The following is a 24,275-nucleotide window of genomic DNA, read 5'->3' as shown; positions in this document are numbered from 1 at the left end:
GAAGCCCCTTGCTCCCGGCACTTTAATAAGCATTAACCAGCAATTTATGCCTGGAGCTCGTTGATCTTATCAAGAGCAGCGTGAAGCTCTGCCTTAGCGGAGTACTCAACATCCTCATCATTAAGAGGAGTACGTTTGCCAAGCGCAGCAAGCAGAGCACGAATGGAGTGCTTGCGATTCTCCGCCTCATCCCAGCACAAAGAGCGCTCAGGATTGTCCATAACCTCGTCGGTTACTTCCTCGTTACGAGTAGCGGGCAGGCAGTGCATGAACTTGGAGTTAGGACCAGCAAAGTTCATCATGTCCATGGTTACCTGGTATTTAGGATAGAAGACGTCCATGTAGTTCTCGCCGGACTCCTCCTCGTCATACAGGCCATACCATACATCGGTGTAAATAAAGTCTGCACCCTTGATGCACTCAATGTCATCAGAGATAACAATGGTACCGCCGGACTCTTTGCAGTTCTTCTCGCCAATCTCCATAAGCTGACGACCAAACTCTGCACGCTCTTCCTTGGTGCCTACATGCAAGCCACCATCGCATACCTGGTGACCCTTAGGTCCAAACTGTACAAAGTGCATACCAATTTTGGATGCAATAAACATCAGAGAAACGCAGACCTGAGTTGCATCGCCAATGAATGCCAAGGTGCAATCCTGGATGGACTTACCCTCGGGAAGGTTCTCGAGCATGGTAAGAAGGTCACCCATTTCCTGGGTGGGGTGATTGAACTCAGACATGCCATTGATTACGGGAACCGCAGAGCCCTCTGCCAAACCTACAACATCCTTATGACGATTTACACGAGCCATCATGATGTCGAGCAGAGAACCCATTACACGAGCGGTGTCGCCCAAAGACTCATGGCCACCAAGCTGAATGGTGCCAGGGCCATAGAACTGAGCATGTCCACCAAGGTCGGTCATAGCGGTCTCGAAGGAAAGGCGGGTGCGGGTAGATACCTGCTGGAAGATCATGCCAAGAGACTGGTTGCGAAGAAGGTGAGGATAGTAACCGTCAACCTTGATGGCCTTCTTCATTGCAATAGCAAGATCCTCAATAGCAAGAATCTGCTCCTTGGTAAAATCATTAGAATCGATGAAGTCCTTGGGCATAGCCATGAGACATTCTCCTTTACTTTGGCGCTTAACCAATTGACGACACGTACAAAGGTATGTGGGTGTCGCGCTCCTACACCTTCCACATTACCTACTTGCAACAAAAACGCGAGTTTATACTGGATGTTTAAATGTAGACGGCCTCTATACCTACCCTAAACCTTATAATCACCGCAGATAAATTGGGATAAATTACCCTAGCGCAGAAGAGGTCAGTGGCTCAAATCCCAGTAACGAGTAGCTATCTTCACTGCATACTTCACCGCATACTTGCTTACAACAACACTCTTTGCTTTTTTAAGATCTGTCTACCTATTAGCGTGACTTTTTTCTTTTTTAGAGCCGTCTATCCATTATTAAAATTAATAATGGATAGACAACGGTCAAACCATTAAATAGCACGGGAGCAAAAAGTACGGGGGCGAAATGGCGCAGAAGCGCTGAGGGGAAGTTACTTACTCCTCGGTATTCTCAGCAGGCTGGGCAGACTCTTCTGCAAGACGCTGAGCAGCAAGTTCGGCAGTAAGGCCCGTGTACTCGACCTCACGACCACGAGCGGACCATACGCGGACTACTTCGCCAAGCACGATGAATACCAGCGTACCAATGAGGAAGCTCCAGTCACCCTCAAGGCCAGGGAATACAACTGTTGCAATGATGCAGAGTACCAGTTCAATTGCCGGAACTGCTAAAGCAATCATTTGCATAGCGCCCTGGAAGGGGAACTTGAAAACACGCTTGCGGTTAGGATCAACCTTACGAAGCTTCAGGAATGCGGGGAACATAGGAATATAGCTAATGAGCAAGAACACTACGTTCATCGAGAAAAGCATCCAGAAGATGTTATTAGCAATGGTCTCGTTAGGAATGAGCTGCAGGCACAAAGCCAAGGAGGCTACAATACCGTCGACAATAGCCGCGCCATTGGGCATCTCGGTCTTAGCGCTCTCACGAGCAAAAATCTTGGGCATGTTGCCATGCTTTGCAGCATAATCAGCAACAAAGTTAACACCAAAGGACCAAGAAGCCATATTGGCAAACAGGGTTAGCAAAAATGCAATAGAAATAATGCCAAAGATGGGTGAGCTGCCAACCATGGTCTGAACCGCAACAATCATGCCAAAGTCCGGATCGATTGCATCGGCAGAAATAGCTGCGCCAATACCAAAGGAAGCAAACAGGTAAATGGCTGCAATAGCAAGACCGCCAAGAATAATTGCCTTGGGGATGTCTTTCTCGGGATGCTCCATGTCAGATGCAAAGGTGCAAACAACCTCAAAGCCCATGAAATTAAACAAGATGATGGACAAGTTGGTCAGAGCTGTGCCATCAAAACTTGGCAAGAACGTTTGAGCTGACATATCGGATGCAAAGCCATTTTGAGTTGCATACCAAATACCAAGTGCGCCAACTGCAACAGCAATTGCCACCTTAATAACTGCACCACCATTGAGAATCCACTCAGAGTCAGATACCTTAGAGAAGGACATGACTACAACAACCCACACAAAAGCCAGCTCAATAGCCATCTTGGCAACTAGAGAAAACTCAATGCCAAATACCATGCCCAAAATATCAGGGAATAGGGTTGCGCAGGATGCAATCCACAACGGGTAATTAATCCAGTAGTACCACGCTACGCGAGAGCCCCACTTGTCACCAAATGCCTCACGAATCCAGTCGTACAGACCACCATCGGAGTCGTAGGTAGTACCCAACTCAGCAACAACCATGCCATAAGGAAGCAAGAAGGTGATGATGAGGAAGATCCACCAGAAAAACTGTGCGTTGCCAATGGCTGCTGCGGGTGCTGCAGCTTCTGCTACAAACACGACGCAAATAACGGAAAGAATTACGCTCAGGAAGCTAAATTTTTTCTTCTCCATTGTGCAACCTCCTTTCAAAAGGCTCGAGCCCATATTTAGAATGCGCTTTCTATTGCACGCAATTTCACTTATAACAATGGGACTCGAGCAGCATTTGGTCTAGCTCATTTAAGTTTATGAACGTTCGCAGTTTTTAAACTTCGATAAACTATCAGTTCAGGCTGGGTATACCTAAGCTAGACATATTGATTACTTTAAGGGTTTATATTTTTAGAAATGAGAAGAGCAGTATGAGTTTATTCTTCTTCGTGTATACGATTGCGCTGCTTTTTATCTGTATTGCAACCGCAAGTATCTGCGGAGCTGCTTGGGCAGTATCCCATCGTAATCGTTATATTCCGCAAGCCTTGTTTTTTATCTTTTACTTTGCGGAACTTGCTAGCATCTTTGGCTCTGAGTGGATGGTACAAAATATCTCAAACATTAATCCATCCAATTACTACGATATTGACCTCCCGGCATTCCGTATTCTTATTGGTGCAGCAATTCTTTCTTGTTTTTGGTACGTTGTCCTCGATATTGTTGATGTACATCGCTTACGTGCTGTAGTTATTCCAGCAGTTATCTTTATTGTGGTTTGTACCGGCATCGTAGTAGTAATGCCATACGGTCCTTTTAGGCAATGGTTGTTTTACACCATGCGACAAATATCACTTATTTTCTGTCTTGTATATGCACGATATCGATACCAAAAGAGCGATGACGAGATTATGCATCAGCGCATTACTAAACGAACTCGCATGATGGTGATATTAAGCATTCTCATTGCCGGCATCCTCATTGAAGATACCCTTGTTATTCTCAACCTACCCATTCCTGGTCAAGACAGCATCTTTGCAGCACTATTCCTCTCATCTCGTAATTTTTCAGAGAACATCATGATGCTGTACCTCACCTATACCGTAGCGCGCCCCGCTCTTGAAATTCTGAGCCTGCACTTTAATGAACCTCCCGAAGCAAAGACTGATGAGGGCGAAGCTCATCGCCTAAACGAGCACATAGAAGATCGTCTTCCTGCCTATGCAGCCGCCCATGGTCTCTCCAAGCGCGAGCGTGAAATTTTGGGTCTTGCTATGCAAGGGAAAAACAACCGAGAAATTGCAAGTGAACTCATCTTGGCTGAGGGCACCATTAAGACACACCTGCATAACATCATGAAAAAATGCGAGCAAGCCAACCGAGAAGATCTCCGTAAGGATTTCTGGGCAAGCTAGTGGGGCGCCATAAGCTACGCAAGCAAAACGCTGGAACAAAAACTGTTCCAGCGTTTTTTACTTAAGAACGTACGCTTGCTAAGTGCAAGTAACGTTTAGTGACGGAAATGACGATTACCCGTAAAGACCATGGCAATGCCATATTCATTGCAAGCAGCAATAGACTCATCATCGCGCATGCTGCCACCTGGCTGAATAATAGCTGTGACACCATGTTTGGCCAACACATCCACGTTGTCGCGGAAGGGGAAGAAAGCATCGGATGCTGCAACCAACCCAGCTGCCTCTACGCCCATGCGTTCGCAAGCCTTTTCTGCACGCTCACACGCCAACAGTGCAGCATCCACGCGATTGGGCTGGCCGGGTCCCATGCCTAAACCAGCCTTGTCTTTAGCAACTAAAATTGCATTGGACTTAACCGTTTTGCAAACCTTCCACGCAAATAAAAGATCGTCCATCTCGGCCTGTGTAGGTTGACGCTTGGTGGGGACTGTAAAGCTTGTAACATCCTCGTCTACGTGATCAATATCCTGGACTAAAATGCCACCATCCACCGTTCGAATTTCATGACCAATGGTGCGGTCTACACCACCAGTTGCCAAAACGCGCATATTAGTACGTTTAGATAGACGCTCAAGTGCCTCAGCTGTATAACTCGGAGCAATCATAACCTCAACAAACTGCTTATGTACGTCTGCAAAATGCTCAACTAAAGAGAGGGGTACTTCACGATTGACTGCAATAATGCCACCAAAAGCAGAAACGGGATCGCAGGCAAAGGCGCGATCATATGCCTCGGTTACATTTTCTGCAGTGGCAGAACCACAGGGATTTTGATGCTTAAGAATGATTACTGCAGGTTCATCAAACTCACGAACAGCACTCCAAGCGGCATCGGTATCCAACAAATTGTTGTAGGATAAGGGCTTACCTTGGAGTTGTTGAGCACGAGCAAGTGAATGCTCTGGCGCATCAGGAGCTACGTAAAATGCTGCAGATTGACGGGGGTTCTCACCATACCGTAGGTCTTGTTCTTTAGTTGCACTAACAATCAGTTGCTCGGGAAAATTAGAAGTAGGCTGATTGACGGTAGCGTCACTACCTGCTGTAAGGTTAGATGCAAGCCACATGGAAATTGCCTTGTCATACGCAGCTGTAGTGGAGTACACCTTAAGCGCTAGCTTACGGCGGGTATCCAATGTAGTAGCACCACCATGAGCACGCATCTCGGACAAAATGGCCTTGTAGTCTGTTGGATCGCTTACCACCGTAACAGAATCGTTGTTCTTGGCTGCAGAGCGAAGCATTGATGGACCACCAATATCAATATGCTCAATAGCATCTGCAAACGTTACGTCTGGATTGGCCACCGTTTTCTCAAACTCGTATAGATTAACGCATACCAAATCAATCATGCCAATATCATGAGCAGCTGCGTCTGCCAGATGACCTTCGTCATCACGACGGCACAGCAAACCACCATGAACCTTAGGATGAAGCGTCTTAACACGACCGTCCATCATTTCGGGGAAGCCCGTATATTCCTCTATAGGAATCACGCGCACTCCAGCATCTGCCAACACACGTGCAGTACCACCGGTAGATATCACCTCAACACCAAATTCACTTTCCAGTGTCTTTACAAAATCAATGACGCCGGTTTTGTCGGTTACCGAAACAAGAGCGCGCTTAATGGGCTTCTCGGCCATATATACTCCTTGAACACGGTGCTGCCAGAATATGCAAATTGTACGATGAGCATATCATCGATTGCGATAGTAAAACACCGCAATTTGTTACAAAGATGCCGTAATATACATCTTCGATACCACAAAAAGAGCCTGCCAGAAAATTCTGACAGGCTCTTGCCATACATGATTGCGTTATACAAACACGACTTAGGCATGAATGCGGGTACCAGAAAGACCAGCCATGGCCTCGGCGGCCTTGTCCAAAGAACCAATGATGCAAGTACGGCCGGGACGGCTCTCTGCAAACTTAACAGCAGCGCGAACCTTAGGCTCCATGGAACCCTTACCAAACTGACCCTGCTCGAGGTACTGACGTGCCTCCTCAGTGGTGATGTCCTCAAGATCCTTCTGATCAGGCTTACCAAAGTTAATGGCAACATGATCAACAGCAGTGAGAAGAACTAGGGTGTCTGCAGCGCAGTCCTCAGCAAGAAGCTCGCCACCCATGTCCTTATCGATAACTGCAGCCTGACCCTTGTAAGCACCCTTATCAGAGTAGTCACGAACTACAGGGATGCCGCCACCGCCACAAGCAATAACGATAAACTCATTATCAAGAAGGTTGAGGATGGACTCGTTCTCAACAATCTTCTTGGGCTCAGGAGAAGCAACTACGCGGCGATAACCACGGCCGGAATCCTCTACAAAAATCATGTCGGGGTGTGCTGCCATCTCGGCGTCTGCCTGCTCCTTGGTAAGGAATGCACCAATGGGCTTGGTGGGATTTTGGAATGCAGGATCGTCGGGGTCTACCTCAATCTGAGTAACAACAGAAGCAACGTGCCAACGCTTGTAGGACTTGTGCATAGCTGCACCAATAGCCTGCTGCAAGTGATAGCCAATGTAGCCCTGGCTCATAGCACCACACTCAGGAAGATCCATGGTAGGGATGGACTCGTCGGTCTGGTTTGCGTAGGTAAATGCCTTCTGGATCATGCCAACCTGAGGGCCATTGCCGTGGGTGATGATGATCTCATTGCCCTGCTCAATAACCTTAAGCAGGATAGGAGCAGCGTTACGAACGCGCTCAATTTGCTCTTCGGGGGTGTTGCCAAGAGCGTTGCCACCAAGGGCGATGACGACGCGGCTTGCGCCAGACTTAGCCATTGTGTCTCCTCTAGATCGACGGGTTGTCCACTCGCACTGCGCGAATGGGCGCGAAACAAAACGCGCTATTAACGAAATCATAGCGCGTAGCTACTGTAAAACAATCCGGTATATTTTGCACGCCTGTGAGCGGTATTTTTTTCAAAAATATAGGGGGATACCTGCTTTTGTAAACCAGATACCCCCTTATGATATATCATGCATAAAATCGCAAAAATGACTTGATTTAAGACATATTTACCAAAGAGCTTGTCACGGGCAAACGGTGATGGATTCACTAAAAGTGCTTAAAATGCTCCGCCACCGCCTCCGCCGCCAAAGCCACCGCCTCCGCCGCCAGAAAATCCACTTCCTCCACCATCAAAGCCGCCAAAGTCTCCAGAACCAGAAGAATCAAAGGTGCTGGCAATAGTGCTTGCTGCATAACTAGTTGCAACGCTGTGATCCAAGCTTGTAAGAGGAGAATCCCTCCAACCATAGCTGTTAATCCACATATACGTAGGAATAGCATCTACATTATCCACGTACTGAGGAAGAGCAATTCTAATCTGCTCAAGTACCCTCTTAGAAACACCAAGAGCAACAGCAATGACCAGCAATTTATTCCACAAAATAACATCATTGGGTACTGCCTCGTTTAACCGCGTGAAATCTTTAAACCAACGCGTAAGCGCGTCGAGCTTGGCGCTGAGTTCAACACCATCAACAGAAAGTTTTTGCATCTTGGTGAGACGATTCCCAATCCACATCGCCGTAGCAATTTGCAAGATTAAATACACAGGCCAAAGAAATGCAACTGAACCATACAAGTTGCCAAAGTCTGACAAAATCGAAGGTAATGCTACTACCATAGGCGCAGCAGAAAGTAAAAACACTGCTACGCAAAGAACAACCATGAGCCAGACACGATTGTTATTTTTATCTTTAAAATAATGTTTCTTAAAAGCCGCAGATTCAGCAGATGTAATCCATGATTTCATCCACTCGCCATACTTTTCAGGTTGACTTTCTGCAACATCTTTAAGGTCACTCATAAGAATTGATTGATGTTCGGCATCCTGTATATAGCCAGTAGTTTTTTTAGCAACCTTTTGAAACAAGAATTTATGCGTTGCCTGATCGATAGGGTCTGTTAGTTCGCTGTAATACTTCAGCTCAGTTAGCCTCCAAGAGCTATCATCGTCCGAGATTTTATCAATATGAATAGCTTTGGTGGCACTCAACTGCATGATTGCAGCTGTTAAGAACTTACTCTTGGCATTGCCTCTATTCTTTAAAATGGAATACACCACGGGATTATCGCTCGAAGGGACATCACGAAAATAACTGCCCTTAAACTGAGGTTCGTGTAGACGACGATAACGACCATAATTCATTTCTGCAAACAACACCATGAGTGCACAAATAAGAGGCACGCTCACCACAAAGAAAGGCTTAGTTTGATTTGCAAAATTAATGGCATGTTCTTTTCTTAAGGCCTCATACTTTCGTGCGGCCGCACGTCTTTCATTTGCACTATTTGCCCAAGCAGTCTCTTCAGCAATAATGCTCTTAAGCCTCGCCTCTGAAGACGGAGTTACTCCACTCACCCAATCCTGAGGAAAGGTAATACGTGACTCAGCATAATCAGCAGAATCAACCTTATCCACCGAAAAAACTACGCCGTTTTTATCGTTAGATTGGGTAACGGTACCCGTCAAAGCGCCGTGACCCCATCCGCGAACGTTATCTCCGGGAGTTACAGTTTGACCTGCAGGAACTGGTAGATGAATGGTGCAAGTTACGTTATTGGAAGAAACATCCCAGCCATCAGAGACAAACTTCCAATAGAGCTCAGCACAATCCGACCAAACCGAAACTGCATTGTCTATGTGATAACTAATCAGATATGACTGTCCTTCATTGCTAGCGCGATGAAAGATTTTAATGCGCTTACTACCACCCTCATCAAGAATTTGGAAAGTATCGTTGTCCTCAGAATAGCTTTGCTCAAGTTGCTGAGTGGGAGTTAAGCTACCCTTATCGGCAAGGCCTGTTTGTATATCTGTGATGGTGAGTGTACGACCTTCGTATTCACCCTCGACAAGCTTCCAGTACACGCCATTAAATTTGCCAGAAAAATCAAAGTGGCGGTTTTCTATAACGTCCAATGAGCCATCTGGATTGACTGTTGCATCAATCGTTACTTGGTCGATTGAATAAGATTTTGCAAGCGCTTGGCTTGGTAGCCCAAACAAAGCTATTGCCATCACTAAAAAACAGCATATAGCTGTTGTGATTGACAAAAAATTAAACCCAAAACGCGTTTTCATACGGCCCCCGCTTCATAAAGCGAACGGTATTTTATTGATAATCTAACTTTATACGATGTTACTCGCGGTTTCATTGAGCTTTGCCGCTGCGCTACTATAACTATCATGCTGTCACAGACGTTTACATATCCTAAAAACAACACGGTGGTTGGCAGGTTTGCGCCCTCTCCCTCTGGACGCATGCATCTGGGAAACGTATTTTCCTTACTCCTGGCCTGGCTGGGCGCTAAAAGCGCTGGTGGCAGCATTATTCTGCGTATAGAAGATATTGACCCTCGTGCCGCAAACCACCAGTACGCACAGATTCTTATGGAGGACCTTAGATGGCTTGGGCTTGCTTGGGATGAAGGCCCTTACTTTCAAAGTAATCGTGTTGATTTGTATGACCAGGCCATAGCTCAGCTTACAGACGCAGGCTATACCTACCCATGCTTTTGCACACGTGCAGAGCTTCATACTGGATCTGCTCCACATGCAAGTGATGGAAGTTATATTTATCCAGGTACCTGCCGAAATCTTACTTCAGACCTTCGCCATGAAAAAGCTACCGAGAAGGTCCCATCTATTCGCTTGCGCGTTCCTCACAGCAATAATGCGTCAGCTCTCTATAGCGTTACCGACCTCCTACAAGGTACATATCGACAAAACCTCGCAAACGATTGTGGGGACTTCATTATTAGGCGCGGTGATGGTGTATACGCATATCAACTTGCTGTTGTTCTTGACGATGCACTTATGGGTGTTAACCAAATTGTTCGAGGTAAAGACTTGCTTAGCTCTGTCCCTCGACAGCTTTATTTACAAGATTTGCTTGGGGCGCCACACCCTTCTTACACTCATATACCTCTACTAATTGCTCCAGACGGTCATCGCCTTTCCAAACGCAATAAAGATCTTGACCTTGGCACTCTTAAAAAGCGCGGCGTTACATCGCAACAAATTATTGGTTTTTTGGCTCATATGATAGGGCTCGTACCAAAGCATGCCGCACTTACTCCACAAGAATTACTTCCCATCTTTAGCTGGGATAAGCTCTCGAACTTCCATCAAGACATAGTTATAACGTCTGAAATTTTTGATACAAACTTATAGTTGCTCTAACAAAAATTGGTATAGTAGGGTATTATTCGTATGCACCACTATTTGGAGAGTTGACCGAGAGGCTGAAGGTGCTCGCCTGCTAAGCGAGTATAGGACCAAATCCTATCTGGGGTTCGAATCCCCAACTCTCCGCCAGAACAGTATGAGCGTCTATCAGTATTTTTGCTGGTAGACGCTTTATTTTAGCTTGCTGAGAAATATCTAATCTGGCAGACCGTAACCATATTGATTGAAGTGGAGTAATCACCCTGAACAGAAGAGGTCTTAGGGTCATCAGCGGTGATAATTTATAAGTTTTGCAATGCGCGAAAGATAAAAATCTGGATTAAGCATCCCACCCGTTCTTACGGACATCAGCTCAGAAAGACTAATCGCAATATTCTGCAACTCATATCCTTTTTTCTCACCACTTAACTTATGAATTTCAGACAGATTGCATTCCCTGCAAAAGGCAATGATGTCTTTATCGAATATATCCTCATCACAACTCATTGGAACGCCATTTGGCATAATGCGAAAAGATGCATTTTCTTTTACAAACTCTTGCCACTGCTTTGCGCATGTTTTTTGTTCCAGCCTACAGCCTGCATCCATAAGTTCACTTAAAGGTGCGGTATTAACATGCGCATCATCAAGCCATAGTACTGATGGATTGATGCGCTCTATGCCTTTAATGCTCTGTATCCTTGTCTGTAAATCTACCAGTGAACTTATGTATAACAAGCCAAGTGATGCATGAGGATAGGGAAGCATCCAGATTCTTAGTGCTTTTGCCTGTGTAATGGTATTGAGAAAAGCTTTGTAGCGTTGCTCAAAGTCTTGATCAACGCTATACCCCCGTCGTACTAACTCTGACTTTCTATTTTTGGGTGTCATCGTAGTGATAGAGCCTATTGTTACATCATCTGGAAAAACTGCTGTTTCCTCTATGAAAAAACCTGCTTGCGCAGCAAGCTTAAGTATGCTCTCACTTGTGCTATCAAAAAAAACGTCTACGAGCATGTCTATCCTTCGTTAAAGAGAAACAACCCTAGACCCACTAGGAACTAATATACTCCCAGAAAATGCCTGTCCATGGGTAGAGCCTGTGCTCCTATCCTTGCATCTATAACTTCCTCTAACACCTTTAGTATGGGCAAGACTATTAGTTTTGTGCCATAGTTATATTTATCTTCCTCTTTTTAAAAGACATTGGTAACCTGAACAATCCCCATAATAAAGAGAAAGGTATTTTGTTACAGAGCAAAAGGTATTTTTCACCCGCATAGCGGGTGATTTTTGTTTCGCACGCTCATGCGCGCTCAACAGACTAAAATCGTTAATAAAAAAGACAGTAAACTGATTTGATTTACTGTCTTAGTTTACCAATAGTTTTAAACAACTTAATTGTTTTCTATATTGAGGTAGATATCATTTGCTTCTAATAATTTTTCATAATACTTGTTATAACTTTTACTGAATTTTCTAATAAGAGGAATTGCTATCTCATAATACTTGTTGTCTTTCATAAATTTTTGTAGCTTATCTTGAATTTGCTTCATTAGGCTATTTTGATATTCTTCACTAGTTTTATATTCCTCATATTGTGAAATACTTTTACCATTTGCATTTAGCCATTCTTCAATGTTTTTAATCGCATTTATCTTATCTTCATTAACTTTATTTAGTGTCTGCATATCAAAAGCTGAACTAATGTCATCAATATATTCTTGCTCATCTTTACTCAATTCAAATGATGGCAGATTGTCTAAATAATCAACGAACTTTTTATAGGCTTCTTCTCCATCTTTATCCAACAACTCATTCAAAAATGGTTGGTATGCCGCAAACAACATTTGCCCAAAATATCCGGGAAAAGATCTCTCTAATTTTTCATAGATTGTTTCTTCTGCTTCAATCAATTTAATTTTTTCATTTATACGTTCTTGGCTTTCTCCTTTTACTATTAGTTCAAGAACTGCTTTTCTTTTTCCTTCAGCATACAACTGATGTTGTTTTCTTCTTAGGACTGAAGACAATGATCCTTTGTTGGAAGAGAGATACTTTTCTATATCGGTTAGATTCATTCCAACCTTTCTAAATAAAGCAATCTTAGTTAAAATCTCTAAATCTTTATCACTATAATTTCTATAACCATTATCTGTTTTTTGAGGATTGATTAATCTTTTTTTCTCGTAATATTCAATTGCTTTTCTTGTTAAACCTGTTCTACTTTGAATTTCGTTTCTTAACATGATTGCCACCTCCCTAATTAAAAGATGACATTGTTCCCAATGGACAGGTCAATACATTTTTTTGTTTCTTTGAAAAAGATATATTGATGGTCATTTAGTCGTTATTAGCTATCAGCGTTTAAGCTGATAAACGCTTTGTTTTTAACTCGCAAAGAAATATCTAATCTGGCATAAAGTGTCATAAGATTACATAAAATCTCATAGTTCCTATAGGTTTTAAAAAGTGTCACAAAACTGTGACAAAACTTTGACAGTTTGAAGGGAGATTTACCCCCTTAGCTTCTCATATGCTCTTTTTGTCCAACACCTACTAGGAACAAAGGAGATTAAAGATGGACAAGAAGACATCCACCCAGCGCATGATTGGCGCAACACTGTGTGCAATGAGCCTTATGGGAGCACTCACCCTACCTGCGGTAGCGTTTGCTGCACCTAATTCGGCTCAGGACCATACAGCCAGCAATCAGGACATTCAAATTGAAGTAATAGATGACACGCACTTCGATTGCGAAGATCAGCTAGATCCAAGCGCCGACATCAAAGAAGCCGAACAAGATAGGCTGCCCACCCAAGAAGAAATTGAACAAGACGTTTTGACAATGAGCGCGTTAACGGATCAGGAGAAGGCAGAACTTAAGTCCTTGTACATGAAAGAATACTCTGAGGAGGGCATAGACGCGCAAGGATTTGAGCGTATAGAAGAGCTCGAACAAAAAGCATATGCAAACAGCGCGAATGCTACAGACGTTGTAGGTTCAACTGGTACGTGCGAGAATGGCATGTGCGCAAGCTAGATAGCGCCTACTCTCCCAGAGAAACGGTCCGCAACCCACAAAAAGATGGGCTGCGGACCGTCTGTACTAACTTCACCTAAAATGCCATACAATAAATCAATCCAAATACTTAATACCTTGTACATGAGCCTAAATGAGTTTGCTTATCGTACATAGCCCCCGCTCTCTATGGTATCTGAACAGAAAGGCAACCCATGAATCCAGACACTCATCAGCTCATTTATATAGCCGATGATGACTGCAATCTTTTGAGCGTTGAGAAAACCTTTCTTGAGGGAGCTGGGTATCTCACGAGGTGCTTTACTACAGGAGACGATCTCCTTGCACAGTTCAAAAAAGAACCATGTGACCTTATTATTCTTGATGTAATGATGCCAGGTACCGACGGCCTTAGTGTTTGTAAAGAGCTGCGCACAATTTCTGAAGTTCCTATCATTATTCTTACTGCAAAAGAATCTGAAGAAGACTACATAGTTGGACTTGCTCTTGGCGGAGATGACTACCTCTTTAAGCCATTCTCTCCCTCCATGCTTGTTATGCGCGTGCGTGCACTTCTTAGACGCGTTGAGATGACAACACAGGCTAGCTTACAAACTGTAGGAAGTTACCGCGCTTGTGATCTTAGGCTTACAGAGCAAGATCATAGTGTTTATGCTAAGAATACTGCGGTTTCTTTGAGCCTTACAGAATTTGCTCTTCTGCGTGCACTTATGGCAGCATTTCCACAGGCTGTATCACGCACACAACTCTTACATGATGTTTGGGGCATTGATGCGCAGGTGGAAACACGTGTATGCGATGAAACAATACGACGGGTACGTATTAAACTTCAGCAAGCACAAAGCACAAGCTCAATCAAGGCAATTTGGGGATTTGGGTACCGTCTTGAAGCGGGAGATGACGCGTGAGCCATAAAATTCTCTCTCATATTTTCACACAAATCAAACGTCCTAGCTGGAGATTCGCTCTAGTCAGCACTCTATGTATGCTTCTTGTTTTAGGAACTATGACAACAATTTACAATGCTGTTGTTTATCAGCGCATACATTCAGAAGCTCAGCGTGCTATTCAGGAAGCTCTTCGCATAGATGATGATCAGGATGATTTTTCAACTGAACGTGTTGCCGTGCTGTTGCATCTTACACACGATTTTAAACTTCCTCAAGAACCGGAAGCACTCTATACAGCCGCAGATAAAGCCATTGCACATTGGTACGCACAAAATCCCGCAAGCGCACAGCTCACGTATATTGATACATCAAAACTTAACTTTTATGCGCAGTATATTCCGGATGCACACAGTAGCGATGTAGTTGTCGCCTACGTAGATATAACAGGTGAGCAAGAACTTATCTCATCCATAAATAGCCTGTTCATGCTTATCATACTGGTTGGTACCAGTGCAGCGGGAGCCGCAGCATTCTATACGGGACGCCAAATCGAACAGCGTGAACTCGCAGTAAAAAGCTTTTATGAGAATATGTCTCACGAACTTAAGACACCTCTTGCCTCTATTGCTGGATACGGTGAAGGCCTCCAGTTAGGGCTCATGGACAATCCCACTCGAATAGGAGGTCTTATTGTCCAGCAGACCCAAAAAATATCGCAGGAAATAACTCAGATTCTTAATATAAGTCGGTTAGAAAGTGGAGCTATACAGCTCAAAAAAGAGCGAGTGTATCTTGATGAACTTATACAGGATTGCCTTTTGCCACAAGAAGGTAGTATTAAAGCACATCAGCTTTCCCTTCATTTAGAACTTGCTCATATTGAGGTTTTGGGAGACAAACACCAGCTTGAACATGCGCTTTCTAATCTCATGCGCAATGCTATTGATCACAGCAGCTCACAAATTGTTATACAGCTCACAAATCACAAGCTACGCATTTCCAATGACTGTATGCCCCTGTCACAAGATGAACTCGCTCATATGTTTGATCGTTTTTATTCAAGCAAGACACCTGGCGGAACAGGGATAGGTCTTGCGCTTGCACGACAAATTATAGAAATGCATGGTTGGCATCTTACCGCAGCAAATAATAAAAACGGCATAGTATGCAGCATAACTTTTGAGGCATAGCAATGCTTAACACGGATAGTGCTATTTATACGGCTCTCTTTTTATTCTGGTTTCTCTCATGCGTATTTAGTAATCATGTTCTCAATATTTTTCAAAAATCTCGCTTGACACTCCTTAGGGCTGGTGGCAATATAGTTAAGCACACGGACGCGGCGTTACCTCAGCTGGATAGAGGGCCTGACTACGAATCAGGACGTCACAGGTTCGAATCCTGTACGCCGCACCAGTTGTAATTTCAAGCCGGGGGTTCCCCGGTTTTTTATTAGCTCTTCAAGTTGTATGTTACTGAAACACAAGTTATGCAGCCTTGCCCATGCCCTTGCAATCAAGGCCTAAAGTGTACAACGCCATCTACTTGGGCGGTATAAGCATAAGCAATAAGCTTGCTATCCAATAGATCCATAAGATCCGCAAGGTAGTAATCCTCGTCCCTCAGCTTGTTAAATACCACTTCTGTAATATCATCTTTTTGGTTTCCTAACACTGCAGCTACCAAGGGTACTTTATTCCTTTTAACCAGAATGCTGTGTACATAGTATTCGCACTCGTACACTTCCATAACCCCTGGTCCAGAAAGCTCTTCTCGAACTTCCAAATCTCCTGTTTTATTTACCGATACACTTTCTAATTTCTGATCCATATATAGCCTTCTCTCCCTCTCTTTAATAAGTAGAGCATATCATATACAGAACATATGTTCTAGTTTTTCTTCAAAAATAAATCCTCTCCACTGCGCGTACAGTGAAGAGGATTGTTAGTACATATCTATCGCATTTTATGCATAGAGATAAAAGATACAGTCAAAGACTTAGACCTCTGGCAGGATTTTCTCAATACCACCCATGTAAGGACGAAGTGCTTCAGGAATAGTAATGGAACCGTCAGCATTCTGATAATTTTCCATAATAGCAGCCATGCAACGACCTACCGCCAAACCAGAACCATTAAGTGTATGTACCAGACGCGTTCCCTTAAACTCAGAAGGATCTTTATAGCGGATATTAGCGCGACGAGCCTGGAAGTCCCAGCAGTTAGAGCAAGAAGAAATCTCCTTGTAGGCATGGTAACTAGGCAACCAAACCTCAATGTCGTAGCACTTACGTGCCGAGAAACCAATATCACCGGTACACAGCGTAACCACATGGTACGGAAGACCCAATGCCTGCAAGATTGCCTCTGCTTCACTCACCATGGACTCAAGTTGATTCATAGAGTCTTCGGGCTTGGCAAACTTGACCATCTCTACCTTGTCAAACTGATGCACACGAATAATACCACGGGTATCACGACCAGCAGAACCAGCCTCTTCACGGAAGCATGGAGTAAAGGCGGTATACATTAAGGGCAGCTCAGAGGCATCCAAGATTTCATCACGATGAATGTTAGTAAGCTGAACCTCTGCTGTAGGAATTAAATACAGGTTAGGCTCTACATGATAAAGATCCTCATCAAACTTAGGAAGTTGACCTGTTCCAAATAAAGAATCGTGATTAGTAATAACAGGAGTCCACCATTCTTTAAAGCCAGCCTTAACATGCATATCAATAAAGAAATTGATAAGTGCACGCTCCATACGAGCACCCATGCCACCCAGCAGATAAAAACGAGTACCAGCAAGCTTAACACCACGATCAAAGTCAATCATGCCGGTAGAAGGACCAAGATCCCAATGTGCTTGAGGCTCAAAATCAAACTCACGAGGAGTTCCCCACTTTCGGACCTCAGGATTGTCGGAATCATCTTTGCCATAGGGAACGGATTCATCAGGAATGTTGGGAATAGCGGCTACCAGAGCAAACAACTCTTCCTCAACTACGCTGCGCTTCTCATCAAGCTGGGCAATACGATCTTTATTAGCAGAAACCTGAGATTTTGCTGCCTGGGCTTCGTCTTTTTTGCCCTCACGCATGAGTTGACCAATTTGCTTGGAAATTGTATTGCGCTCGGCTTGCAGTTGCTCTACCTCTGCAATAGTTGCACGGCGTTGCTCGTCCAACTCAAAAAAGCGCTCACGATCCCAGTGCGCATTTTGCCTAGACGCACAGGCTTTATCTACAGCATCGGGATTCTCTCGTACAAATTTAATGTCGAGCATCGACAAGCCTCTCTCGTTTAAAATCAGTGAATCATAGATAGGTAAAGTATATACTTGTATGTCATCTTACAGAACGAGGCTTCCAAAGCATCGAAGGGCATTTTCATATGGCTTCCATTGGCGAGATCTTAAATTGGCTTTTTCACACACGTCCTGGCGTAGCATGCCTGCTTGCTGGAGGCGTTGTTATCTTTGCAATAGTGGCGTTTGTTTCCGAGAAGCGCGGTCAAAAGCGCTATTACAACCATGAACCAACGGAGGATGATGGCGGTTGGAGCCTTTTTGGAGACCTTTCCTCCCATGATGAAGCTAACGAGAAGAAAAACAAGTAAGTACTTTTACGCTACAAGCAAGAAAAATGGCGCCGATCATACAGACCAGCGCCATTTTATACATAGCAACCTACGGTCACCTTACGCTACTGTAGCCTTACTCCTCTGCCAAAGCAGCGCGGCCATAGGCGTCTGCAGCTAACATAGCTGCAGCGACCTTCTCGGGAGTAACCGTAAAGGGCATGTTGCCCAAGGTATCATTCTCTGCACAAGCAAGCTGAGCAACTTCAAGTACACGCTCATAAGAAGCATCAGATACACCAAGCTGTGCAAAGGTTACGGGCAAACCAACTTCAACACAGAAGTCCAAAACCTCATACAGCTCGTCTGCATTCTCCAAAACAAGCTGAGTAAGGGTGCCAAAAGCGACCTTCTCACCGTGGTACATGGAGTGAGTCTCGGGCATAGCAGTTAGGCCATTGTGAATTGCATGGGCACCAGCCAAGCCAGCAGACTCAAAGCCAAGACCAGAGAGCAAGGTATTAGCCTCAATGATCTTCTCAACAGACTCGGTGCAAACACCAGCCTCAAGAGCAAGCTTTGCCTTTACGCCCTCGTCCATAAGCGTGTTGTAGCAAAGCTCTGCCAAGGCATTAGCTGCCTGAGTGGAGGTACCACCTGCACAAGTACCAGCCTCAGAGCGTGTACACGCACGACCCTCAAAGAAGGTTGCCAGGGCATCTCCCATGCCAGCAACAGAGAGGCGAACAGGGCTTTTAGAGATAACCTCGGTATCCATAAGAACGAGGTTGGGGTTAGACTTAAAGAACTGATACTCCTTAAATTGACCTTCGGGCGTATAGATAACCGAAAGTGCAGAGCAAGGTGCGTCAGTTGCAGCAATAGTTGGAACAATCACCACAGGAGCATCAACATTACTAGCAACTGCCTTGGCGGTATCAAAAATCTTGCCACCACCCACGCCAACTACAACGTCCGTACCATTTGCCTTATATACAGCTACCAAGCGGTCAATCTCATCCTGAGAGCACTCACCATTAAAATTGTCATAGGTAAAAGAAAGGTTTGCAGCCTCAAAGCTATTTTCCAGCGTTTTGCCAAAACGCTTAATACCACCAGAAGAGATAATCACCAAAGCATGCTTACCATAAGCGGAAACATATTCTCCCAGTTTATTGAGCTCTCCAGGACCCTGAACATACTTACTTGGGCTAATAAAAATACGTGCCATGAAACCCTCCTTGTTATAGCTGTGCTCAAATGCACAAGTCTTACGCACATTGTACCATTTACTTTCGTTCGAAAGTTATAGATGAGACTATACGATTCGTATATATGTATAAAATTATCTGAAAACTCTAAATAATTAATAAAAAACCTCCGGCTATCCAGAGGTTACTTTGATACCTGGTGCGGGCGAAAGGACTTGAACCTTCACGAGATTGCTCCCATACGCACCTGAAGCGTACGCGTCTGCCAATTCCGCCACGCCCGCATGCAGAGGTGATTTTACACCGAAGTTTTGTCACATAGCAAGCTATAAGGGTAAAATACTTTAGAAAACACGGCACAATTGCAGCTTAAACAAACAAGGAGGCGCCGTGCACGATCAGCCGTATACACATACTATCTTGCGCCGCGCAGCGCTTGAGCCTGAGGATAGTGCCTCAGAGCTGTTACTTGGTCGCTATCGCATCTTGGAAACACGTGCTCATGGCGGTTTTGGCAAGGTAGAAATTTGCTGGGACACACGTCTTCAGCGTCGCGTAGCCATTAAATGTTTGCCTCTTTCTACCGTAGATGGTCTACAGGCTTCTACGTCAACTATGCAAGAAGCCCTTATGGAGGCGCGTACAGCAAGCATGCTTGCACATCCCAATATTGTGACCATGTATGACTTTGAATGGGACGGCAGCTATGCCTACCTAGTTATGGAATACATAGATGGCGTTAACCTCGCCGAGCTTCTCGCCCGTGTAGAAGGTGGCACACTCACAGCAGACGAATGCGCACATATGTTGGATGGCGTGGCATCAGCTTTAGCCTTTGCTCATGAAAATGGCGTGTTACACCTAGACATCAAACCAGCAAACATCATGTTTGATCACACGGGCACGCCTAAACTTACGGACTTTGGTATGGCAACCCTTGCTTCTGCTGCCGGATTTGCAGATGCGCGTGGTGGAACCATTGGTTATATGCCACCTGAACAAATTGATGGCGAACTCGTGGATGAACGCTGCGACCTCTTTGCGCTGGTTGTATGCCTTATGCAGGCTCTTACGGGCACCAATCCCTATCTGGCTCCCACAGCACAAGCTTCTGCAAAACTTATATATAAAGGTGCAGATGACTATTTGACGCAACTACGCCTTGATTATGGTCCCCAGGTTTACGACGAATTTGTACGCGCACTGGCTCCAGATGCAATCAACCGCACTTCGTCTATCGAGAAATTCGTTACCGTCGTAACAGACTTACTTGGAGACAGCGTGCAAGGTAAGGCTTCACTTGCAGAGCTTTTGGAACAGGTCACCAATGATGAAATGCCTGGGGCCGTCATGCATGGTAGACCTCTTACCCTAACAGAACGCGCTCCCTGGCTTGCGCCTGTACTATCCCGCACTATAGCTGCAGTGTTTAGTTTCCAAATAGCACGTTTTGCAGCGCCTTCTTTGGGACTTGCAAATAGCGGTATTGAACTGGCCATTGTATGCGTAATAACCGGCTTGAGTGCTGCCCTCCCCAACTTTGGATCCGCTCTTTTACTAACACTTTGTTTTATTGCTATGTGTGCAGCAAGCAGTGCTATGAGCTACTCGCTCTTTGGTCTTGCGCTTGTAGCGTTGTTCATACCTGTTGTGTGGTGGATCTTTATTGGACGCAAACAAGGCATTGCAAGCATTACCCTACTGCTTCCCACCCTTATTTCCACCGCATTTGCCGGCGTTAACCTTAGCGCTACTTATCTGACTCCAACATATGCTGCTCTCACTACAGCCGTAGGCTGGATCTTCTCGCAATACGCCGACGTTGCTCGGATAAGCGGTTTATCTTTAGATAGTGTGGGTCTTTTGTTCCAGCGCTGGATGTGGCATCCCGCAACATTATTGGAATTAGTAGGTTTTAGCATTGCTGCTTTTGTAGCATCACTGCTGGTAAACCGCGGCGGAAAACTATTTGGCATTCTCGGGCACACTATTGGTTTTGCTCTTATTCTAGCTACACTATTTGTTCGCATACGGGTGGAGAATGGCGGTATATGGGCCTCACCCCCTATGTTAAGCATGTTTGTTGCGGTAATCTTGTTTGGATTATCGTGCCTGATTACTGTAATTTTCCAAACGCCCGGCACACCGCTGGAGGTTGAGTAATGAACTTTCTAAATACCTTTGAATCGCGTATCGCAAGTATTTTTGGCGCATCCGCAGAGGGACAGGTTGCCCCATTTTCTTTTAAGAAGCTTGCTAAAAAGACCTTGCGTGAACTTAAAAATGAAACCTTGATAATTGACGATGTAGACACCGCTCCCGCCCTGTTTACCATCTTAGTTGCTGCAGATGATGACCTACAAATGCGTCCGTTTTATAGCTCTATTGCAACCGAACTATCTCAGCTACTAGAAGCTCATGCCATCCAAAAAAACCTTAGCTTGGTGGGTACTCCTGTAGTTCGCTTCATGGTTGATCCTAGTTTGCGTCGTGGCAAATACGCCATTTTTGCAGAGAATGTAGAAGCTCATGTTTTGGAGCGTCTACGCATGGAGGAAGACCAGTTCCTTGGCGATAAGTTCATAGAAGACGCTCTTAACAACATTGCTGATCAGGGTACAAACCATCCTTCTCGCATCCACAACCACAGTCGTCGCCAAAAACCTTCGGCAGACCCTCTGCCCAAGCCCAGGCCCGCAGTGCCCTTGGACGACTCCGAGGCTGGTCTGAATGTACTTCCTGCAAGCGAAACAAACAATCCTGTTGTACTTAACGCAGGTTTTCCCTCTGTTCCTATGCCCACCCCAACACCCATCATTCCTCAGGCATCTGCTGCGGCAGCTCATGCTGCCTCTGCAGACGTAGCTGCTAACGTTGCTGCAGGTGTTGCTGCTGCAAATGCTGCCAGCGTTGCTGCTTCTGCTGTTAGCACGGCTTCTGCGGCTGCTCCAGCGTCTACGGACATACCTAAGACCCTACGTCGTAACGTCCCTCTGGTAAACTCACGCAATCACCGCAGCGCAGCCGCATCAACTCGCACCGTTCAGGCCCTTCTCATCAACCGTATTTCCGGTAAAACGTACACCGTACATACCAGTGGAGCCATTGTGGGTCGTGAGCGTGCAAGTGCAAATATTGTCCTGCATGATCCCAATGTTTCGCGCAGCCATGCACAAATAAGCTTTGATGGTATTTCTTGGCACGTACGTGACCTCAATTCCACCAATGGAACGCAGGTCAATGATGTAGATATTGACGAGTGTATCCTACGCTCTGGCGATATGATTACCTTTGGTCTTACTACACTTGAGTTCAGGGAGGACTAATGATTGATTTAGTCCTTTTTGCTGGACGCATTCTTCTTGTTGTTCTTCTTTATATCTTTTTGTCCTTCGTAGCTCGTACGGGTATTGGTCTTGTACGTGGCCAACGTCGTGATGCATCTATTTGGTGTATTGATGTAGAGAAAGGACCTAAACAGCTACGTGGCCTGCATATAGATGTGCTTGGTCCTGTAGTAGTTGGTCGCTCGCAATCGTCCGATATCACCATTGCCGAACCTTATGTTTCTTCTACACACGCGCGTTTTACCATACAAGGTCCTGCGCTGGTCGTGGAAGATTTGGGCTCCACCAACGGTACCTATGTAAATGGACATCCCATTACACAGCCTGTCACCCTACGAGATAGTGATGAAGTTCAAATTGGTGACACAATCATGAGGGTTAGTCGTCGATGAGCGACGAGCTTAAGCCCGACATAACAGCTTCGTTTTCTCCTATCGATTCTTCAATCGCAGAGAAAAACCCGCAGCCTGAAGTAGCTTTTAGCGAGTCTACACAGAATGCGGATACTATCATGCCGTCCGAGTCTATTGAGGATGCGCCCGTCAATGCACCTGGCGTACAAGTCATCAATGTCGAGAAACGCGTTAACTCGGACACCGATACGGGCAAAACCCTACAACTTTCTTGGGGCGCTCGTTCTGATGTTGGCCTCATTCGTGAGCATAACGAAGATTCATTTCTTGTCCATGCTCCTTTGTTTTGTGTATGTGATGGCATGGGCGGACACGCAGCAGGTGAGGTTGCAAGCGCAATTGCTGTTCGCAGTATTGCTGAACATGCGCCTGCCGTTGCAGATGACATCTTGCTTGGCGCATCAATCGAGTTGGCAAACACTGCCATCATCGATGGAGCAACGCAAGGTGTGGGTAGACCCGGCATGGGTTGCACCGCCACCGCCACCATCATAGAAAATAATCGGTTAGCCATTGCGCACGTAGGTGATTCTCGCTTATATATTTTGCATGAGGGTACCCTCGTACGCGTCACACACGATCATTCCTTTGTAGAAGAGCTGGTAGATGCAGGAGAAATCACAGCGGATGAGGCGCGCACGCATCCCTCTCGTTCTGTCATTACTCGTGCTCTAGGTTCAGATCCAAACATGTATGCAGATCACTTCACCCTAGATATCGAGAAGGGCGACCGTATCATTATTTGTTCGGACGGTCTCTCTTCCATGGTGACCGATAGCACCATCGAAGACCTTGCCGTCTCTAGTGCAACACCACAGCAAGCAGCAGACAATCTTGTAGCAGAAGCTTTGGCAGAAGGCGGTCATGACAACGTAACTGTCATCGTTGTGGATGTAACCAATGATGGAAGCGACATCTTTCATCGCCGCGTACGCCGGCGCGCAATAGTTACCTGGCTTGTTGCTATTCTCGTTCCCATCATGCTGCTTACTGCAAGCGCGTGGCTTGTAGTACAAAACTCCTGGTACATTGGTACAAACGGTACCACCGTTGCCATCTATCAGGGTGTAAACTCTGCGCCCTTTGGCTATAAGCTCAGCACGCTATCCGAAACTACTTCTATTAAGGTTACCGATTTGCCGGAAACCACGCAGCGTCTGCTCGAAGAAGGTATTAGCGTATCTGGCCCAGAGGCAGCACGCAAAACCGTAGAAGATTATCGCGATCAGATCACTAAAGAAAAGGACGAAGCAGCCTCTAAGCTGGACTCTATGAAAACGCAAGATGCACTAACAACCTCGAAAGAGGGTGACTAA

At 45.3% G+C, this 24,275-nt stretch carries 20 protein-coding genes and 3 tRNA genes; 12 read left to right on the top strand and 11 right to left on the bottom strand.

The genetic code is table 11. The annotated features are described in order from the left end of the window. Positions 1–44 precede the first annotated feature (44 nt). On the bottom strand, positions 45–1,124 hold the full coding sequence (gene ptcA / locus G469_RS0102165) for a putrescine carbamoyltransferase (protein ID WP_028263645.1): 1,080 nt from the start codon (positions 1,122–1,124) through the stop codon (positions 45–47). Between the two features lie 452 nt (positions 1,125–1,576). Then, entirely contained in the window at positions 1,577–3,007 is a 1,431-nt protein-coding gene (locus G469_RS08065; protein WP_035425304.1) for an APC family permease, read from the bottom strand. Positions 3,008–3,237: 230 nt separating this feature from the next. On the opposite strand from G469_RS08065, the gene G469_RS0102155 reads away from it, so the two are divergent. Further along, positions 3,238–4,221: a helix-turn-helix transcriptional regulator gene (locus G469_RS0102155; RefSeq protein ID WP_028263644.1), complete on the top strand. Its 984-nt coding sequence runs from the start codon at positions 3,238–3,240 to the stop codon at positions 4,219–4,221. A gap of 95 nt (positions 4,222–4,316) precedes the next feature. Here G469_RS0102155 and purH read toward each other — a convergent pair whose 3' ends face one another. From purH to G469_RS0102140, 3 genes are all read right to left on the bottom strand, one after another. After that, positions 4,317–5,930: a bifunctional phosphoribosylaminoimidazolecarboxamide formyltransferase/IMP cyclohydrolase gene (gene purH, locus G469_RS0102150; RefSeq protein WP_028263643.1), complete on the bottom strand. Its 1,614-nt coding sequence runs from the start codon at positions 5,928–5,930 to the stop codon at positions 4,317–4,319. A 189-nt stretch (positions 5,931–6,119) separates the two neighbouring features. Continuing rightward, positions 6,120–7,079, bottom strand: coding sequence for a carbamate kinase (gene arcC / locus G469_RS0102145; protein WP_028263642.1), 960 nt, complete (start codon positions 7,077–7,079; stop codon positions 6,120–6,122). Between the two features lie 287 nt (positions 7,080–7,366). Further along, entirely contained in the window at positions 7,367–9,391 is a 2,025-nt protein-coding gene (locus tag G469_RS0102140; protein WP_028263641.1) for a DUF2207 domain-containing protein, read from the bottom strand. A 105-nt stretch (positions 9,392–9,496) separates the two neighbouring features. Between G469_RS0102140 and gluQRS the strand changes: the two genes are divergently transcribed. Both gluQRS and G469_RS0102130 read left to right on the top strand, forming a co-directional pair. Next, a complete protein-coding gene (gluQRS, locus tag G469_RS0102135; RefSeq protein WP_028263640.1) occupies positions 9,497–10,483 on the top strand; it encodes a tRNA glutamyl-Q(34) synthetase GluQRS in 987 nt (328 codons plus the stop codon). Between the two features lie 53 nt (positions 10,484–10,536). Continuing rightward, positions 10,537–10,627, top strand: a tRNA-Ser gene (locus G469_RS0102130). 138 nt (positions 10,628–10,765) lie between these two features. Here G469_RS0102130 and G469_RS0102125 read toward each other — a convergent pair. Together G469_RS0102125 and G469_RS0102120 are read right to left on the bottom strand one after the other, a co-directional pair. Further along, on the bottom strand, positions 10,766–11,494 hold the full coding sequence (locus G469_RS0102125; RefSeq protein WP_028263639.1) for a DUF3658 domain-containing protein: 729 nt from the start codon (positions 11,492–11,494) through the stop codon (positions 10,766–10,768). A 380-nt stretch (positions 11,495–11,874) separates the two neighbouring features. Beyond that, on the bottom strand, positions 11,875–12,726 hold the full coding sequence (locus tag G469_RS0102120; RefSeq protein WP_028263638.1) for a MerR family transcriptional regulator: 852 nt from the start codon (positions 12,724–12,726) through the stop codon (positions 11,875–11,877). A gap of 332 nt (positions 12,727–13,058) precedes the next feature. Between G469_RS0102120 and G469_RS0102115 the strand changes: the two genes are divergently transcribed. The 4 genes from G469_RS0102115 (at position 13,059) to G469_RS0102100 (ending at position 15,826) form a co-directional block, all read left to right on the top strand. Continuing rightward, the gene (locus G469_RS0102115) at positions 13,059–13,520 is read left to right on the top strand and encodes a hypothetical protein (protein ID WP_028263637.1); all 462 of its coding nucleotides are present in this window, start codon (positions 13,059–13,061) and stop codon (positions 13,518–13,520) included. 194 nt (positions 13,521–13,714) lie between these two features. Next, on the top strand, positions 13,715–14,428 hold the full coding sequence (locus G469_RS0102110) for a response regulator transcription factor (RefSeq protein ID WP_028263636.1): 714 nt from the start codon (positions 13,715–13,717) through the stop codon (positions 14,426–14,428). 98 nt (positions 14,429–14,526) lie between these two features. Beyond that, positions 14,527–15,600, top strand: coding sequence for an ATP-binding protein (locus G469_RS0102105; RefSeq protein ID WP_028263635.1), 1,074 nt, complete (start codon positions 14,527–14,529; stop codon positions 15,598–15,600). Positions 15,601–15,749: 149 nt separating this feature from the next. Beyond that, positions 15,750–15,826, top strand: a tRNA-Arg gene (locus tag G469_RS0102100). 99 nt (positions 15,827–15,925) lie between these two features. Here the strand turns inward: G469_RS0102100 and G469_RS0102095 are convergent. Together G469_RS0102095 and serS are read right to left on the bottom strand one after the other, a co-directional pair. Next, on the bottom strand, positions 15,926–16,240 hold the full coding sequence (locus G469_RS0102095; protein WP_028263634.1) for a hypothetical protein: 315 nt from the start codon (positions 16,238–16,240) through the stop codon (positions 15,926–15,928). A 168-nt stretch (positions 16,241–16,408) separates the two neighbouring features. Then, entirely contained in the window at positions 16,409–17,695 is a 1,287-nt protein-coding gene (serS, locus tag G469_RS0102090) for a serine--tRNA ligase (protein ID WP_028263633.1), read from the bottom strand. A 107-nt stretch (positions 17,696–17,802) separates the two neighbouring features. Between serS and G469_RS0102085 the strand changes: the two genes are divergently transcribed. Next, positions 17,803–18,027 (top strand): DUF6724 family protein, encoded by a 225-nt coding sequence (locus tag G469_RS0102085; RefSeq protein WP_028263632.1) that lies wholly within the window; start codon positions 17,803–17,805, stop codon positions 18,025–18,027. Positions 18,028–18,124: 97 nt separating this feature from the next. On the opposite strand, the gene G469_RS0102080 is transcribed toward G469_RS0102085, so the two are convergent. Together G469_RS0102080 and G469_RS0102075 are read right to left on the bottom strand one after the other, a co-directional pair. Next, positions 18,125–19,219 carry a glycerol dehydrogenase gene (locus G469_RS0102080; RefSeq protein ID WP_028263631.1) on the bottom strand — a complete coding sequence of 365 codons (1,095 nt, stop codon included), beginning with the start codon at positions 19,217–19,219 and terminating at the stop codon, positions 18,125–18,127. 177 nt (positions 19,220–19,396) lie between these two features. Continuing rightward, positions 19,397–19,483 (bottom strand) — tRNA-Leu (locus tag G469_RS0102075). 106 nt (positions 19,484–19,589) lie between these two features. Between G469_RS0102075 and G469_RS08060 the strand changes: the two genes are divergently transcribed. The 4 genes from G469_RS08060 to G469_RS0102055 are packed head-to-tail and all read left to right on the top strand — an operon-like array spanning position 19,590 to position 24,275. Then, entirely contained in the window at positions 19,590–21,362 is a 1,773-nt protein-coding gene (locus G469_RS08060) for a serine/threonine-protein kinase (RefSeq protein ID WP_051353708.1), read from the top strand. After that, positions 21,362–22,525: an FhaA domain-containing protein gene (locus G469_RS0102065; protein ID WP_028263630.1), complete on the top strand. Its 1,164-nt coding sequence runs from the start codon at positions 21,362–21,364 to the stop codon at positions 22,523–22,525. The genes G469_RS08060 and G469_RS0102065 overlap by 1 nt, the downstream gene beginning before the upstream one ends. Continuing rightward, positions 22,525–22,938, top strand: a complete 414-nt coding sequence (locus G469_RS0102060; protein ID WP_028263629.1) for an FHA domain-containing protein — start codon at positions 22,525–22,527, stop codon at positions 22,936–22,938. Before G469_RS0102065 ends, G469_RS0102060 begins: the two co-directional genes overlap by 1 nt. Continuing rightward, positions 22,935–24,275 carry a Stp1/IreP family PP2C-type Ser/Thr phosphatase gene (locus G469_RS0102055; protein WP_028263628.1) on the top strand — a complete coding sequence of 447 codons (1,341 nt, stop codon included), beginning with the start codon at positions 22,935–22,937 and terminating at the stop codon, positions 24,273–24,275. The genes G469_RS0102060 and G469_RS0102055 overlap by 4 nt, the downstream gene beginning before the upstream one ends.

The organism is Atopobium fossor DSM 15642, assembly GCF_000483125.1.
GTDB lineage: Bacteria > Actinomycetota > Coriobacteriia > Coriobacteriales > Atopobiaceae > Atopobium > Atopobium fossor.
The sequence above is the reverse complement of the archived record's forward strand: the minus strand, read 5'-3'. Positions and strand labels throughout refer to the sequence as shown.